Source organism: Niabella beijingensis, assembly GCF_020034665.1.
Taxonomy (GTDB): Bacteria; Bacteroidota; Bacteroidia; order Chitinophagales; family Chitinophagaceae; genus Niabella; species Niabella beijingensis.
Map to the genome: position 1 here is coordinate 2,746,471 of NZ_JAIQDI010000001.1, position 15,659 is coordinate 2,762,129.

A 15,659-nucleotide genomic window follows, 5' to 3' on the forward strand; every position below is an offset into this window, starting at 1 on the left:
TACAATGAAAAATTACAGATATACCCTAGGCGTAAGCGTCGCTGTTGCTTTCATTTTTTCTTCCTGCAAAAAAGACTTTCTCACCCTTTACCCGGAAGGCAACCTCAATGAAAAGATCTTTTATAAAACTCCGGCCGATTTCCAGCAGGCTATAGTAGGCGCATATATTCCCCTCCGGGATATTGCCAACAATGCATTCTGGATGGATGAGGAGCGCTCCGACAACGCGCACTATGATTATTACGAAAAGGACCGTGGTAATGCACAACGGGAATCCCTGGCAGATTTTATGGATGATGCAGAAAACGGAGTGACCGTTGTTCGCTACCAGGCAGCATATGTAGGCATTGGAAGGGTGAATGCCGTACTGGATCATATTGAAACCAATACCACGATAGCAGATTCATTAAAGAAACTGATCATCGGCGAGGCCAAGGCATTGAGGGGTCATTACTATTTTGACCTGGTAAGAAACTTTGGCGGTGTTCCGCTGCACCTGCATGAGGTGTTAAAAGCTGAGGATGCCTATTTGCCGAGAGCTACCGCTGATCAGATTTATACACAGGTGATCAGCGATCTGAAGGATGCTTTGGGACTACTGCCTGCACCGGCCTTCAAACCGGAGGAAACCGGCCGTGTGAACAAAGGCGTGGTGGCAACAGAATTGGCTGCGGTATATATGCAACGGAAAAATTTTGAAGAGGCTGCAACCTTGCTGAAGACCGTTACCCAGATGGGGTATGCTTTGATGACTGATTTTTCAGGTATTTTTAACCCTGCTAACAAAAATGCAAATGTCAACAAAGAACTGATCTTTGATGTGCAATATCAAAGTGCAACACCAGGACAGCAAAGCAGTTTTATTTATCGTTTTACACCGATTACACCCTCTACCAAAGTAATTCTGGGTGTTGATTTCAATAACGGTCTTGGCGGATGGGATGTACCTACCGATGATCTTAAAAACGTGTTTGAAGCCGGAGACAAGCGTTTTGACGCTTCTATTGGCGTTATTGAAGGGTCTTTAAACAGCTCTCAGGATTTTGTTCCTTCAAAAGTGGTAAGTGCTGTGGGATATACACCTCCCGCCGGCGTGGTGGTAAGATGGTTCTGTAAGAAATTTTATTTTCCTCCCTATCCGAACATCAATCAGTATTCAGATCAGAACTGGCCCCTCTATCGTTACGGAGATGTGTTGCTGATGCTGGCGGAATGCCTGAATGAAACCGGGAAGGCCGGTGAAGCGCTTCCCTATCTGAACCAGATACGGGGCCGCGCATTCGGGGATGCGAGTCATAATATTACGACCACGGATCCTGTGCTGCTTCGTGCCGCCATTGCCAAAGAACGCAGGAGGGAGCTGGCTTTTGAGAATAAGAGATGGCAGGACCTGATCCGCACCGGCGAAGCCATTACGGTGATGACCGCCTATGGAGTAAAGGCAAAACAAAAATATCCTTACCTGTTACCGCAGTCCTATACGGTTACCCAGGACCGGTTGCTGTATCCCATTCCCCAGCGGGAAATGGATCTGAACAAGAGCCTGGTCCAGAATCCGGGATATACCAAGTAATAAATCCCTCAATATAAAATGAACGAATATGAAAAATGAACTCTCGCAGGAACAGATCAGGTATTACCAGGAAAATGGATTTGTGGTGATCGATGACTTTTTATCGCCTGCGGAACTGGAAGAATGGCGCGAGGCCGTTATGGTGGCCGTTACGGAAAGGAACGGGATAAAAATCCCGGGTCAGGATATCAAAGTCGGAATGGATGATGGCATCAATGAAGACGCCGAATACTTTTCCAAGGTGTTTGATCAGCTGCTGAATCTCTGGCAGACAAATGAGCAGGTCAGAAAGATCATGACCGATGAACGCATTGGCAAAATGGCCGCAGAACTCGCCGGCGCGGATGGCATCCGTATCTGGCACGATCAGGCCCTGTTCAAAAAACCCTGGGCCAATCCTACCTCCTGGCACCTCGATACACCTTTCTGGTCCTTCTCCGACCGTAAGGCGCTTTCGATCTGGGTGGCCCTGGATGATGCCACGCTTGAAAACGGATGTCTGTATTTTATACCGGGATCTTTTAAGGAAACGACCTTTGAGAATAAAGGGATCGGCAAAAATATGGACGGCATTTTTGAAGTATACCCGCAGTTTAAAAAAGTGAACTCCGTTGCCGCAAAGATGAAGGCCGGCAGCTGCTCGTTCCACAACGGGCTGACGATTCACGGCGCAGGCGCAAATATGACCAGCGGATACCGCCGGGCAATGACCTGTGCCTATATGCCGGAAGGCAACGTGTTTAACGGACAGGCGAATATCTTACCCGAAGCCTATCTTAAAACGCTGGCGGTCGGCGATCTTTTGAACAGCAATGAACAGAACCCACTGATCTATCATAAATAAACGGCTTTGAACATACGATTTCTTTGCCCGCGCTGGGGCGCGGAACAGGTAGACTGGGTCTCTTTCCTGACGGAAGTAAAGAAGGCCGGTTATGCAGGAATAGAATGGTTCCCATTCGGCGAGCCGGGGGACCCCCGGAACGTACTTGCCCTGCTGGAGGAAATGGAACTGGATTTTGCCATCGTAATGCAGGTGACGGGTGTGTATTCCGGTTTTGAAACCTACACCGCAGCGCTGAAAAATGACCTGCTGAAACTGGCGGCACTCCGCACGGCCGGCAAACAACCGCTTTTTATCAGTGTACAATGCGGCCGCGAATATTTTACAGCAGCACAGGTGCTGGAGTGCCTTGCCATTTGTGAAGCGGTGAGCGCCGCTACCGGAACTGCCATCTACCAGGAAACCCACCGCAATAAATGGTCGTATGGTGCACATACGGTATACCCGGTGCTGAAGCAGCAGCCGGACCTTCGCCTCACCCTCGATGTATCGCATTGGTTCTGTGTTTCGGAAAGCTATCTTGAAGACCAGCAGGAGGCGGTGCTGGCAGCGGTACAGCAAACATCGCATGTGCATGCGCGGGTAGGGCACACCGAAGGCCCGCAGGTCTTTAATCCCGCATTGCCGGAATATGCTGCGGCCTTACATGAGCACCTGAAGATCTGGGACCGTTGGGTGGCCTTCCGGAAGCAGCAGGGATTTGCCGAAAGCACCATTACACCGGAGTTTGGCCCTCCGCCTTACCTGGTGCCGGCCAGCCGGGATATCGACCTGCAGCAGGAACAATGGGGACTGAACCTGTGGATGAAAAATCTTTTGAACGAACGGTATAATAAAAACTGAACATGAAGCGTAGAAGTTTTCTGGAGCGCACAACCCTCCTGACATTTGGGGCCCTGATGTATGAAAATATCGCCTGGGCATTTGAGAACGACCACGTAAGGGTAGCGGCGCGTGACCAGTTGTATGAATTGTTTAAGACGCCGCAGACGGTCTACCGGCCCTTTGTGCGGTGGTGGTGGAACGGCGATAAAGTGGAAAAAGAGGAACTGGTACGGGAACTGAAACTGCTGAAAGAAGCCGGTATCGGCGGTGTGGAGATCAATCCGATAAAATTCCCGCAGCGGACAGATGATATGGGCATCCCTTCGCTGACCTGGCTTAGTGATGAATGGGTGGATGTGCTGGACTTTACACTGACCGAAGCAAAAAAACTCGGACTGACCTGCGACCTGATCGTAGGTTCCGGATGGCCGTTTGGTGCCGAATACCTGGAAGGAGATGAGCGCGCCGACATCATGACCATCGGGGTAAAGAAGGTCATTGGCTTAATGGACTTTGAAGCGCCTTTACTGGACTTTATAAAAGAAGCAGACCCGGCAACAACAAGTCCCTATGCCCACCGGAAACTGGAGATACAAAAAGTATTTATGGTGCCGGACCCGATGAAATCACTGGACGAAGTGGTGGACCTTTCCGGTCAGATCCCGTCCGGGTTTATCAAAGCGAAGGTTCCCAGGGGCAACTATACGATCTACGCGCTTTTAAAAACAAGCGCCTTCCTGGAAGTGATCAACGGTGCACCGGGAGCGAACGGACAGGTGCTGAACCATTTCAACAAGGCGGCGGTGGAAAAATACCTCAATCACATGACGGATACGATCCAGAAAAGGATCGGTCCGCTGAAAGACCGGGTGCGGGCCTTGTTTGTAGACAGCATGGAACTGGAAGGGTCGAACTGGACAACAGATATGGCGGCTGAGTTTGAAAAACGAAGAGGTTACGACCTGATGCCTTATCTGCCGCTGATCCTGGCAAAGATCGGTGCCATGGGCAATGTATACGATTATAATTACGGGACCCGCTTCACACCGGAGTTCCAGGATAGCATCGAACGGGTGCGCTGCGACTTTGACCGGACAAAGATCGAACTGCTGAAAGAACGTTTTGTAACACCCTTCCAGCAATGGAGTAAGAGCAACGGGATGCTGTCCAGGGCACAGGCTTACGGAAGAGGCTATCATCCCCTGGAAGCCAGTATGGGAATGGATATTCCCGAAGGAGAGACCTGGATCAAGTACGGCATCGGAGAAGAAATGCCGGAAACGGATTACCGCATCGGAAGGGCCTATACCATGGTGAATAAATTTGTTTCTTCCGGTGCGCATCTTGCAGGAAAACGGCTGGTCTCCTGTGAAGAAGCTACCAATACCGATATGGTGTTCAATGCCTCCCTGCAAACCCTGAAGCTGGCCTCCGACCAGAGCCTGATCACGGGTATTACCCATTCTGTGTACCACGGGTTCAACTATTCTCCAAAGAACGCACCCTTTCCCGGGTGGATCCGCTACGGGAATTTTATGAATGAGCGCAATACCTACTGGCCCTTCTTTAAACTGATCAATGATTACAAAGCCCGTATATCCGCATTGTTGCAGCATGCCGATATGTTTGCGGATATTGCCATACTGCCGCCGTTGTATGACTCCTGGGGAAAATTCGGGGCACCCAACGAGCCCTTTCCGTCCCTTACCTACCCGGCCAATCTGTCACTGATCTGGGAAGCGATGCAACAACACGGCAATGGCTGCGATTATATTTCGGATGCGATCATTAATAAGGCCGTTGTTAAAGAGGGCTTTCTGGAATATGGTCCGAGAAAATATCACACCCTGTTCCTGGTGCACGTGCAAAGCCTGGAGCCTGTAACGGCCAATAAGCTGCTGCAATTTGTGCAATCCGGCGGAAAAGTGATCTGTGTGCAGAACACACCCGATAAATCAGTAGGTCTGCTCAATGCAGCGGAACAAACAAAACTGGTGCGGAATATTATAGAGGAACTGCAAAAATTCAAAGACCGGTTCATCTTTGCAGAACACCCGGAAGAGAGCTACCCGGACTGGTATAAAGCGCTTCAGCAAAAATATAATATTCGACCCTATGTGACGGTAGTGAATGGAAATCCGTTTATTCAGCAGGTACGCTACACCAACGAGACGGTGGACATGCTGCTCGTTTTTAACTCCAGCGCTAATTATCCGTTCAAAGTCACACTGCAGCCGGATGCCGCCATCTATGAAGGGCGGTTCGGTCATTACTGGGATGCAGTTACCGGGCAGCTGTACCAGCTGAAGAATGATAGGGAGATCACAGTTACGCTTTACCCCGCAGACATGCGCATCTTTGTCTTTGAAAAAAATCAACGGAAGAAAGCGCCCGTATATGCAGAAGTGCCGGAATCTGAAGGACAATATCCGGAGATCACCACGCCCTGGAATGCAGTATTCCGCCATATCGACGGTTCGGTAAAAACGGCAACACTCACTGCCCTGAAGGACCTGAAGGAACTGCCGGAATACGAAAGCTTCGCAGGAACTGTTACCTACAGGAATACCTTTTCAAAAACAAAAGAAGGCCCTTCCTATATCGACCTGGGAAGGGTACAGGGCATCGCGCAATTAAAAGTGAATGGAAAAGAACTGGGTACGCGTTGGTTTGGACGCTACCTGTACCATATACAGCCCTTTATGCAGCAGGGCGAAAATACAATTGAGATCGCCGTAACCACCACTATGGGTAATTATATGAAATCGCTTACAGATAACCCGGTGGCACAATACTGGACCAATGGCAAGCGCAAGCCACAGCCGATGCGCTCAATGGGATTGATAGGTCCTGTTACGATATTTTAAAAAATTAACTATGCGAGGAATAACTGTTTTTTTGACCACGGTGCTTTTAAGCCTTTCGATCATCGTACAGGCCAGGGATTATGATGTGCTCAGCTTTGGCGCAAAGAAAGATGGGATGCACCTGAACAGCGCCATCATACAGGGGGCGATCGATTATATCCATGAGAACGGTGGCGGCCGGCTGGTATTTGAGGAAGGACAATACCTTACCGGTACGCTCTTTCTTAAATCCAATGTCATCCTGCATTTGAAAAAAGGAGCGGTCCTACTGGGTTCTGTTAATCCGTTCGACTACGAAAAGAATAAATACATCGGGTGGACCTCCCTGATCTTTGCTATCAAACAGGACAATATCGGGATCACCGGCGGGGGAATGATCGATGGCAGGGGCTTCCGTACGGCCAACAATATGGTGGCCAATATTCAAAAAGGATTAGTGACCGATCCGCTGAAATACGACCGCCCGAATGAGACCAACCGACCGCAGAATATCTATTTCCGTGAATGCAATAATGTGCGCATCACAGGGACCACGCTCAAAGATCCGGCCAGCTGGAACCAGACCTATGATCAGTGTAAGAACCTGTATGTGGACAGCATCCGTGTGGACAGTAAGAACTACTGGAACAATGACGGGATCGATGTGGTGGACTGCGACAGCGTGGTAATCCGGAATTCCTATTTTGATGCGGCGGATGATGTGATCTGTTTTAAATCGCACGATCCAGCGAAGATCTGCCAGAATGTGATCGTGGATAACTGTACCGGAAGGTCCAGCGCCAACGGTCTCAAGTTCGGAACCGTTTCCCGCGGCGGCTTCCGGAACTTTAAAGTAACAAATCTGAAAATAATTGATACCTACCGTTCGGCGATCACCTTTGCCGCGGTGGATGGCGGACTGGTGGAGAATATTGTGGTGGATGGTGTACGGTCGATCAACACCGGCAACGTGATCTACCTGCGGATCGGCGACCGGTGGAGCAACGGGAAGCAACCCTATATGAAAAACATCCGTATCTCCAATGTTTATGCCGAAGTGCCGGCCACCAAGCCGGATGCGGGCTATAGTTATGAAGGACCCATAGAAGACCTGCCCCGGAATATCTCACCAGCCAGTATTGTCGGACTGCCGCAGTACAGGATACAGGATGTAACACTGGAGAATATAGAGATCGTTTACCCCGGCGGCGGAAACCCGCATTATGCCCGGCGCGGACTAAGCAAGGCCGAGCTCGAAAGCATCCCGGAGATGCCGGCAGCCTATCCGGAGTTCTCGCAGTTTAAAGAACTGCCTGCCTGGGGATTTTATGTCCGTCATGCAGACGGCATCCGCTTCAGCAATATCACATTAAGAGCCAGGGAAGGCGATTACCGTCCTGCCATTGTATTGGATGATGTAAAAGGAGCAGCCCTGGATAAGATCAATGTAACAGAACCCGGGGCGGGAAAAAAGAAACAGGTGTTCCTGCACAATACCACCCGGTCAAAATAATTTAGAGGATTTGTAAAATCATTTGAACATGCGCGTCATAAAAATATTGCTGTTTTTTGTACTGTTGTCATCCGGCGCAGCCGCTAAAGATTACAACGCATCGCTGTTTGGGATCCTGTCGGATGGCGTTACCAACAATACGGGTTCCATACAAAAGGCCATTGATTTTATTCATGAGAATGGTGGCGGCCGGCTGGTATTCTACGTAGGGCGTTATGTTACCGGAGGCGTACAGCTAAAGTCCGGCGTGCACATCAAACTGGAAGAAGGAGCCGTGATCGTGGGCGCCGCTTCTGTTTATGACTACAACAGCTCCGGTACCATAAAAGCCATCATTGGTGCCGACGGACAAAAAAATATCGGTATCTCCGGCAAGGGCGTTATTGAAGGGAACGGACCGGTGGTAATGGCAGGGCTTGCGATGCTGGAAAAAAACGGGTACCTGAAATCTCAAAAGGGCGAACGCCCGGCATTGCTCGGGTTTACCAACTGTTCGGATATCAGGATCGATTCTGTTAACCTATGGAACGGATGCGGCAGGGCCCAGGTATTTGACGGATGCAGTAATGTGGTGGTGGAACACGTAAATATATCCAGCCGGCAGGTGCCGGGCGCAGGAGGTATCCGGTTGAAGGGTTCTTCAGGGATCCTTATAAAAGATAGTTTTATTGATGTACCACAGCGCCCTGCCATTGAAGCGACTCAGAATAAGGAACTGCGTATTGAACGGACCATTGACCCGGAGGGGAAATCCATAAAGCCGGGCTCAGGGAAAATGTAAAAAGATCAGCATTTGAAGAAAAGAATAGCGCTGTTACCGGCAGCACTTTTAATGTACCGGCTCATCTGAGCGCTCCTCTTTAAAAAACGGATAGACGATCTTCTATGAGTTATTTCCGGAAATTATTGATCCTGTTCCTGGGCTGCTGCAATACGGGTGTACTCCCTGCACAACCCGATAGCTACACGCTGCAGGTGGAAGGACCGGCGGAAGCTTCCCTGATCACCCGGGAGCATCCTGGTGCTGCAGGAAATAAGAACGGGTTTGAAGGGGGTACCGTGCTGCGGAACAGGAATCGCTTCCATCTTTTTGTGACCGAAGAAGTGACGGGATGGGTGCAAACAAGAACCGGATACTGGAAAAGCAGGGATGGTAAGCACTGGCAGCGTTCGGGTACCGTTCAGGCATCGGCCGCTGCACCCAGTGATCCGAGGTATTCGATCTGGTCGCCCATGCCTGTTTATAATAAAAACGAGCGGCGCTGGAATCTTTTTTATGTAGGCTATGAAACCAATGGCACCATTCACGGAAGGGTTTTCCGGGCGGTATCGGTACAGCACGGACGGAAAGGACTGGCAGGCCCTTTTATGGATGTGAGGGGAACGGTTATCGGAGTAACAGATACGGTCCGCAACGAATGGGAAGGCATACAGGGCACGGATTCTTTTTATCCGTTCCGTGCCGGCAAAAAATGGCTGGCATTTTACGGAAGCTCCGATGCCGCATCGTATTGGTATGTGGGTCTCGCGCAGGCGGACAGCCTTGAAGGAAAATGGACAAGAATACCGGGTGATCCTGTTTTTAAAAATGCGGAAAATCCCATTGTCATTTCCCTGAAAAGCGGAATATACCTGTGTGTGTATGACGATCTTACTATGTTAAGCAACAGCAACCGCATCGGCTATGCCTGGTCTGCAGACGGTTTACACTGGAAATCGTCGTACCTGGAGGTTCCGCTAACGGGATCCATTATCAATATCCGGACACCACAAAGTATCATTCCTGCCGGTGATGACACATTCTGGATCTATTACACAGGGAATACATCCGGACGCTTTGATGAAGTGGCACGAATAAAAGTAAAACTCAAAAAAGCAGGAGACCCGGAGCGGTTGTCCTGGAAAGCCCGTCAAAAATAAAACAGCTGTTCCCGGTGCGGGTTATTTCAGTTTCTTTAAAAGACGTTGCGCATTTTTATAATAGAGGTTGGACGGCGGAACCGCTGTAGCATATTGTTTGGCCAGTTCCTTTTTGCTCGTTTTATAAGCGCAGAGCGCCGCAAAAAAATAGCTGTCCTCCTGAAAGGCAGAGCTGTTTTGCAGGAGCTGTTCAAACACCGGCAATGCATCAGCAGGCTTCCCTGTCTTCAACAGGCAGACCCCATAATAAAAGGCCGCCATCACATCATCAGGGTTGGCGGTGGCATCGCGTTTTAAATAGGGTAAGGCCTTATCATATTGCGCTTCGTTGAAGAGCCGCCCTCCTTCTTTATCCTGGCTGGCAGCACCTCTTACCACTACATTGGGCATGGGGGTAACCGGGTAACGGTCAATACCTGCAGGATTGAAAAGGAACAGGAGCAGTACCGCTGCGGCGGCCACTGCAGCCAGCACCAGTTTGCGGACGCGGCCCTGCCGGACCGTTGCCGCTGGTTTCCCGGAGAAATGTTCCCGGGTAAGCGGCTCCAGTAATGACCGTAGTTCCGGTACCTGTTTGGCCGCTGTTTCGTGTTTCTCTACGATGGCTGCCGTTTCCTGCCAGTTATCATACGCTTTTTTTACTTCCGGATCGTTGGCCAGCAGCTGTTCAAAATCTGCACGCTCTGTTGAAGAAAGCGTTCCGGAAATATAGGCCTCTATTTGTTCATACAGATTCATTGTGCACGGTTGTGTTGGACTAATTCAATTAATTCAGACATACAAATGGATTTCTTTTTGCGAAGGTATGCATAGCTAACCCCCAGTTGCACAGCCAGCTGTTGTTGTGAGTCGCTGAGATAGGAGGCCCGTATGATCTCCCGGCAGCGTTCGCTGAGCTGATCCAGCAGGCGCATCACCAGGTGCTCTTTTTCCAGCTGGTCGGCATGCGCTGTGGCCTCCGCATCTGCATCGTCTTTCAGATAGTGATATCCCTCATCCAGACTTTTTGTTACCCCCGCGCGTGATTTTTTCTTAAGAGCATTGATCCATTTTCGTTTGCAGACCAGTAAGAGGAATGCTTCAAAGGGGCAGGTAAGCACAAAATTGCCATCTGATGCCAGTTTAAAAATATCGATCAGCGCCTCCTGAAAAATATCACCGCTTTCTTCTGTGCTTGCACCCTTTGATTTCAGGTAGGCGGCGATGGAGGGTGCATACTTCTGGTAGATCTCAGATAACAGTGCGGCATCATTGTTCCGTAGGGCTTCAATATATCGTTGGTCCTGGTGCAATCTTCTAAAATTAATAAGATGAATGTTGTATGTTCCGGTACAGGAGCGCTGCATCTGTTGGCGCCCCGCCCCTGAATCTCAAAAATATTAAATATATTTACCATGAAGAATGTTTTTTATAAGGGTAACAATTCCCGCGATTGGTTGATCTGCATATATGGGACAATATAAACTAAGGCCAAAACTATTTTTGATAGTTGCAGTATTTGCCTGGAGTAAGCTTTACAGCCAGGAAGTGCCCCCTTCCCCGTCAGTGGCAGATAGCTCCATCCGGGTAGCCGCAGCTGCAGACACATTTAAATTTTCCGTTTTGTTGCCGGCCCTGACACAGATCCCGGGTGCTCCGGAGCCTTTTTATACTCATCTGTGGGATTTTGGTGACGGGCATTTCAGTACCGAGTCATCGCCGGAACACCGCTATGCGGAAGCGCGGGATTACGATGTGTATTTATATGCAGTGAATAATTATGACGACGGTAAAAAACCGGAACGGAAAAAAATAAAAGTTGCGGCAAAAGCGGATAACAGCGTTGCGTCCGTTTCGGTTGCTGAAAAGGATTTTTTTAAGGCCAACGGGGTATTTGAGCTGAAATACAATTGCATGGCCAAACCCAATGATACCATGGTATTACTGGCCGGCTGGAAGAATACGGGTACAGAGGAAGACCAGGGCAAACTGTATCTGTTCTTAAATGAAAAGATCTTTGAACAGACCTGTTTTGAGAATAAGGGCTTTCGTTTTTTCAACCGTGGCGACAGCTCCGTCCCGGTAATGCCGGACCCTATGACCGCCCTTGAACCCGGGAAACAATTAAAAATCACAGAAAGCGGCAGTCCGCCTTCATCGGTGGTTAAAATTCAAAACTATGCAGAAGCGAACAGCACACTGATGAGCACGATGCTGTTGTATAAGAACAGTTATGTGGTGGAACTCGGCCCTACGGCGCCGGGCACTGCTCATTTTACCCTTGCTGAATTAAAGGTAACCCCCGAGATGATCAGAGACACCAATGCAACGGTGACCGTTACCGGAGTATATGTTCCCAAAAAAGGGAATCCCGTCATGCACCGTCTCAACATCCCCGTGGTCAATTCGCACGACCCGAATAAGATGAACCTGAAAGGGGGCCGGCTGAGTTATCGCTTTTTAAGCAGGCACAAAGAGCTTACCTATAAGGTCCGGTTCCAGAATACCGGGAAAGGCCCCGCCCGCAAGGTGGCGCTGGAGATCAGTACTCCCGCGGCGCTGGATCCGCAGACCGTGGCAATAAAGGATCTCTCCCCTTTTTGCAGTCCCTGTTCCCCCGGTGGCGAAAAACGCGGCTGCTGGGAGCTGGAGAAAAAGGAAACCGGCGTACGGTTTACCTTTCATGGCATCTACCTTCCCGGTACCAATCAAAAGGGTGTGGAGGATAAGGACAGCACCAAGGGGTTTATGGAGTTTTCCATTGTAACAAAGAAGAAACTGGATCCTGTTCCGTTCAAAGCGCGTACGGCGATCTATTTTGATAAAAATGAACCGATCATCACCAATTACGCCACGGGGCGGTTTAGAAAGGGGCTGTCTCCCATTGTAATGGCAGGTTTTGAAAAAGCCTGGGGTGAGGGAAGGGTGAGTGACGGCCTGGTGACCGGTCTGGCAATTGCACCGCTTACGCCGTTCCGGCCATTCCTGCAACTGGAGCTGTATTACAAACAGGGCATAAAGACCCGTACCGGTAATTATACCTTTAACCAGGATGGGGTCATTGCTATTGAAGGCAGGAAAGAACTCCGTTATAATCGGCTGGATTCGCTGGTTACCAATTCGGTTTCCCAGCTCAAACTGATCCCGGTGCAGCTGCGTCATAATTTTGGAAATTATTTTTCAGCAGGTGCGGGTATCAGTGTTACTGTCGATATGGGAGGTAATACTGAAAATGAATTGACCTATTATGGCATTTCTGCCAATGGAACGGTTGAGGAATATAAAAAACAGGCGGCTGAAAAAATAAAGAGCTTTTCCGATATACGGGTACAGCCATTTATAGATATACAACTGGGAAAGATAAAACTCGGCCCCCACCTGGGTCTGAGGTATTATTATAATAACAAAAATACCGGCTACGGATTTCTTTACGCAGGATGGCGGTTCTAGGTATACGAAGACCCCGGGGAGGCACCTTGCTCCGCTGTCTGTCGGGCAGTCTGCTGCTGCTGTTATTTTTCGCCGCTGCGCCTGTATCCGACACTTTGGAGCAGACCTGCCGTCAGCTGCAGCACAAAGATGATCTGGAGGCCTGCGCCAATTTTATCTTTGACCAGCTGGATGCCCATCCGGAACTGGCTGTCAGCCGCGAAAGCTTCCTGAAGAAAGCACTCTGGCGCCCGCCCCGGACAACGGCTGAGAAGCTGGCCTGTTTCAACCTGCTCATTAATACCGGCTGGCATTTGCTGACACAGCGCCAGATCCCGGCTTCTGTTAACTGGTATGAGCAGGCCTATGAATTTTATGAACAGCATAAGCGGGATCCGGAATTAAGCGGCGAAATGGACTTTGAGGAATTTATTGCCAAGCCCCTGGGAAATAATTACACACGGCTCGGCGATTTTTCCAGGGCCGTTTTTATTCAGCAGCGGGCCATAGACGAAGCACTGGCGGCAGACCGGAATACAATGATACCCGGTCTTTATCTGAACCTGGCCACGACTTATTTCCGCATGCGGAACGACAGCGCCTTCCGCAATACCATCGCTGCGGGGCTCAGGAGCACAGCTCCGGGAGATGCAGCAGCATTACCCTTATACAATCTGAATACCGAGTTTTTTATTGAGACGGGCAACCGCGACAGTGCCCGCATCTGGAATGAGTATGCATTGCAGATGGGTAAGAAAATGCCGCTCACCACAACAGCTGTGCAAACCACCCTGCTGGCACGTGCGCGTATCCTCAACCTGCTGAAAAAGCACGATGAGGCATTGATCTGCCTGAAGCGTATAGAAAAATATACGGCTGCAGACAATGTGGAACTGAGGGTGGAAACCGCCATAGAAACAGGAAATACCTACCTGCTTAAAGGCCGGTACGATAGCGCTTTTGCCTGGCACCAGAAAGCACTACAGTATTTCCGTCTCAATAAAGAAGGACTGTACCCTGATTTTAAAGTGACGACGGCACTTTTTGGAGTGGCTACCGCATTGCTTTACAAGGATCCGCTGGCTGCTGCAAACTGGTATGAAAAAGCGGTGCTGAATGATTACTATACGGAACAGCTGCTGCCGGCTTCACTAAACAGCACTACTGCGGCCTATGCCAACCGGAAATATTCTGAAACTGCCATAGCACTGTATCACCAGTTGTTTGACCAATACGAGGATCAGCAATACCTCCTGAAAGCATTGTGGCTTACGGAACTGTCAAAAGGACGCCGCCTGCTCAATGAACAGCGCCGGACCGCTTTATGGCAACAGGAATCATTGCTGGCCCGTAATAACAAATGGGTTGATCAGCTGCGTTCCTTGTATGTATTGCTTGCTGAAACCTCCGAAGGGGCCTATAAGCAGCAGTTGCAGAACAACATCCGGCAACTGGAATTCAACCTGAACCTTAAAGAACGCAACGCGCTGCTGACACTGCCGTCGTATGCTGCTTTTGAAAAATGGGTACAAAAAGAAGGCCGGCAAAAAACACTGATCAGCTACTACCTCGGCGACAGCTATTCGTACATCATCCATATCCGGAACGGCGTTTTTCAGCACCGGCTGGATACGGCCACTACAGCGGGAAGACAGGAACTGGTACGGTTTATACATACATATTTCTATACCGGTCCTGCAGCCTTTAATCAGGATCCCAAAGGGTATTTCAGCCGGTCCTCAGCACTGCTTCACACCTGGAACCCCTGGTGCGAAGCCGCTCCCGGTACCGTCCTGATCGCGCCCGACGGGGAGTTACACAACCTGCCGTTTGAAGCACTCAGCATTGAAGCCGGTAAGCCGGTATACTGGGGTGCCACCGCTGCTATAGGATACAGCTTTACCTTTTTGCAGCAGGCATTCTCCGGTATGGAACAACCGTCTTCCCGGCCGGTTGCGGTGTTCAGCTTTGAAAAGCCGCACCTGGGATTTCCTGCCCTTCCGCAATCGGCCGCAGAAGCCTCGTTTTTAAACCGGCGTTTTGCCACCCGGTGGTATGCAGCTGAAAAAACCACGGATTCCTCCTTTATGGCCGCATTGAATTCCGGAAGCGTGATACACCTGGCGGCCCATGCTGTGGCTCATAACGGAGGACAGCCCTATCTTGTATTAAAAAACAAACTGTACCTCGGGCAGCTGCAATACATTACCACCCGGTCACCACTGGTGGTGCTGGCCGCCTGCGAAACCGGTTCAGGAGAACTCCGCCAGGGCGAAGGCATGCAAAGCCTGGGACGGATCCTCCTGAGCAAAGGTGTTGATGGTGTACTCTCCTCACGCTGGGAAGTGGATGATGCTGCTTCGGGCGCACTGATCCGGGACTTTTACCAGGCCCTGTCGGCAGGCGCAGCGCCGGTTGTAGCTTTGCAGCAGGCGCGCGTCGCTTATCTCGGGGAACATCCCACAATAGCCGCCCAAAATCCGCTGTACTGGGCCGCCTACTGCTACCAGGGAAATAACCAGCTCGTGCTGCTCCGGCAAAAAAAGACTTCCGCGCTGCTGTTGTCGCTTTTATTCATTGCTGCGGCTATGGCGATCACCGCACTTGTTTTGCGGTATAAAAAACTGCTTTAGCCGGTCAGGATTCCTGTCCGTTTCAAAATTGCACTTCTGCCGGAAGACCGGCGGAAGTAGTCTGTTTAAAAAAAATAAAAACACTGGAAAAGAGGGT

Annotated in this window: 11 protein-coding genes; 9 read left to right on the forward strand and 2 right to left on the reverse strand. The window is 50.0% G+C overall.

What is annotated here, in order from left to right; genetic code table 11:
* Positions 1-4 precede the first annotated feature (4 nt).
* The 7 genes from K7B07_RS11430 (at position 5) to K7B07_RS11460 (ending at position 9,521) form a co-directional block, all read left to right on the forward strand.
* Entirely contained in the window at positions 5-1,573 is a 1,569-nt protein-coding gene (locus tag K7B07_RS11430; RefSeq protein WP_223709723.1) for a RagB/SusD family nutrient uptake outer membrane protein, read from the forward strand.
* 28 nt (positions 1,574-1,601) lie between these two features.
* Positions 1,602-2,417: a phytanoyl-CoA dioxygenase family protein gene (locus K7B07_RS11435; RefSeq protein ID WP_223709724.1), complete on the forward strand. Its 816-nt coding sequence runs from the start codon at positions 1,602-1,604 to the stop codon at positions 2,415-2,417.
* Between the two features lie 6 nt (positions 2,418-2,423).
* The gene (locus tag K7B07_RS11440) at positions 2,424-3,260 is read left to right on the forward strand and encodes a sugar phosphate isomerase/epimerase (protein ID WP_223709725.1); all 837 of its coding nucleotides are present in this window, start codon (positions 2,424-2,426) and stop codon (positions 3,258-3,260) included.
* Between the two features lie 2 nt (positions 3,261-3,262).
* Positions 3,263-6,109 (forward strand): glycosyl hydrolase, encoded by a 2,847-nt coding sequence (locus K7B07_RS11445; protein WP_223709727.1) that lies wholly within the window; start codon positions 3,263-3,265, stop codon positions 6,107-6,109.
* Positions 6,110-6,119: 10 nt separating this feature from the next.
* Positions 6,120-7,601, forward strand: coding sequence for a glycoside hydrolase family 28 protein (locus K7B07_RS11450; RefSeq protein WP_223709729.1), 1,482 nt, complete (start codon positions 6,120-6,122; stop codon positions 7,599-7,601).
* A gap of 28 nt (positions 7,602-7,629) precedes the next feature.
* Positions 7,630-8,382, forward strand: a complete 753-nt coding sequence (locus tag K7B07_RS11455) for a glycosyl hydrolase family 28 protein (RefSeq protein WP_223709730.1) — start codon at positions 7,630-7,632, stop codon at positions 8,380-8,382.
* Between the two features lie 104 nt (positions 8,383-8,486).
* Positions 8,487-9,521, forward strand: coding sequence for a glycoside hydrolase family protein (locus tag K7B07_RS11460; protein ID WP_223709733.1), 1,035 nt, complete (start codon positions 8,487-8,489; stop codon positions 9,519-9,521).
* Positions 9,522-9,542: 21 nt separating this feature from the next.
* Here K7B07_RS11460 and K7B07_RS11465 read toward each other — a convergent pair whose 3' ends face one another.
* Both K7B07_RS11465 and K7B07_RS11470 read right to left on the reverse strand, forming a co-directional pair.
* Positions 9,543-10,259, reverse strand: a complete 717-nt coding sequence (locus K7B07_RS11465; protein WP_223709734.1) for a tetratricopeptide repeat protein — start codon at positions 10,257-10,259, stop codon at positions 9,543-9,545.
* Positions 10,256-10,813: an RNA polymerase sigma factor gene (locus K7B07_RS11470; RefSeq protein WP_223709735.1), complete on the reverse strand. Its 558-nt coding sequence runs from the start codon at positions 10,811-10,813 to the stop codon at positions 10,256-10,258. Before K7B07_RS11470 ends, K7B07_RS11465 begins: the two co-directional genes overlap by 4 nt.
* 157 nt (positions 10,814-10,970) lie before the next feature.
* Here K7B07_RS11470 and K7B07_RS11475 point away from each other — a divergent pair, with 157 nt between their 5' ends.
* Both K7B07_RS11475 and K7B07_RS11480 read left to right on the forward strand, forming a co-directional pair.
* The gene (locus K7B07_RS11475; protein ID WP_476739337.1) at positions 10,971-12,950 is read left to right on the forward strand and encodes a PKD domain-containing protein; all 1,980 of its coding nucleotides are present in this window, start codon (positions 10,971-10,973) and stop codon (positions 12,948-12,950) included.
* Positions 12,938-15,562, forward strand: a complete 2,625-nt coding sequence (locus K7B07_RS11480) for a CHAT domain-containing protein (RefSeq protein WP_223709737.1) — start codon at positions 12,938-12,940, stop codon at positions 15,560-15,562. The genes K7B07_RS11475 and K7B07_RS11480 overlap by 13 nt, the downstream gene beginning before the upstream one ends.
* Positions 15,563-15,659 lie beyond the last annotated feature (97 nt).

Bases quoted from the DNA above. Each gene is read 5' to 3' on its own strand.
- K7B07_RS11430 (WP_223709723.1), top strand. From the start codon at position 5: ATGAAAAATTACAGATATACCCTAGGCGTAAGCGTCGCTGTTGCTTTC.
- K7B07_RS11435 (WP_223709724.1), top strand. From the start codon at position 1,602: ATGAAAAATGAACTCTCGCAGGAACAGATCAGGTATTACCAGGAAAAT.
- K7B07_RS11445 (WP_223709727.1), top strand. From the start codon at position 3,263: ATGAAGCGTAGAAGTTTTCTGGAGCGCACAACCCTCCTGACATTTGGG.
- K7B07_RS11450 (WP_223709729.1), top strand. From the start codon at position 6,120: ATGCGAGGAATAACTGTTTTTTTGACCACGGTGCTTTTAAGCCTTTCG.
- K7B07_RS11455 (WP_223709730.1), top strand. From the start codon at position 7,630: ATGCGCGTCATAAAAATATTGCTGTTTTTTGTACTGTTGTCATCCGGC.
- K7B07_RS11460 (WP_223709733.1), top strand. From the start codon at position 8,487: ATGAGTTATTTCCGGAAATTATTGATCCTGTTCCTGGGCTGCTGCAAT.
- K7B07_RS11465 (WP_223709734.1), bottom strand. From the start codon at position 10,259: ATGAATCTGTATGAACAAATAGAGGCCTATATTTCCGGAACGCTTTCT.
- K7B07_RS11475 (WP_476739337.1), top strand. From the start codon at position 10,971: ATGGGACAATATAAACTAAGGCCAAAACTATTTTTGATAGTTGCAGTA.
- K7B07_RS11480 (WP_223709737.1), top strand. From the start codon at position 12,938: ATGGCGGTTCTAGGTATACGAAGACCCCGGGGAGGCACCTTGCTCCGC.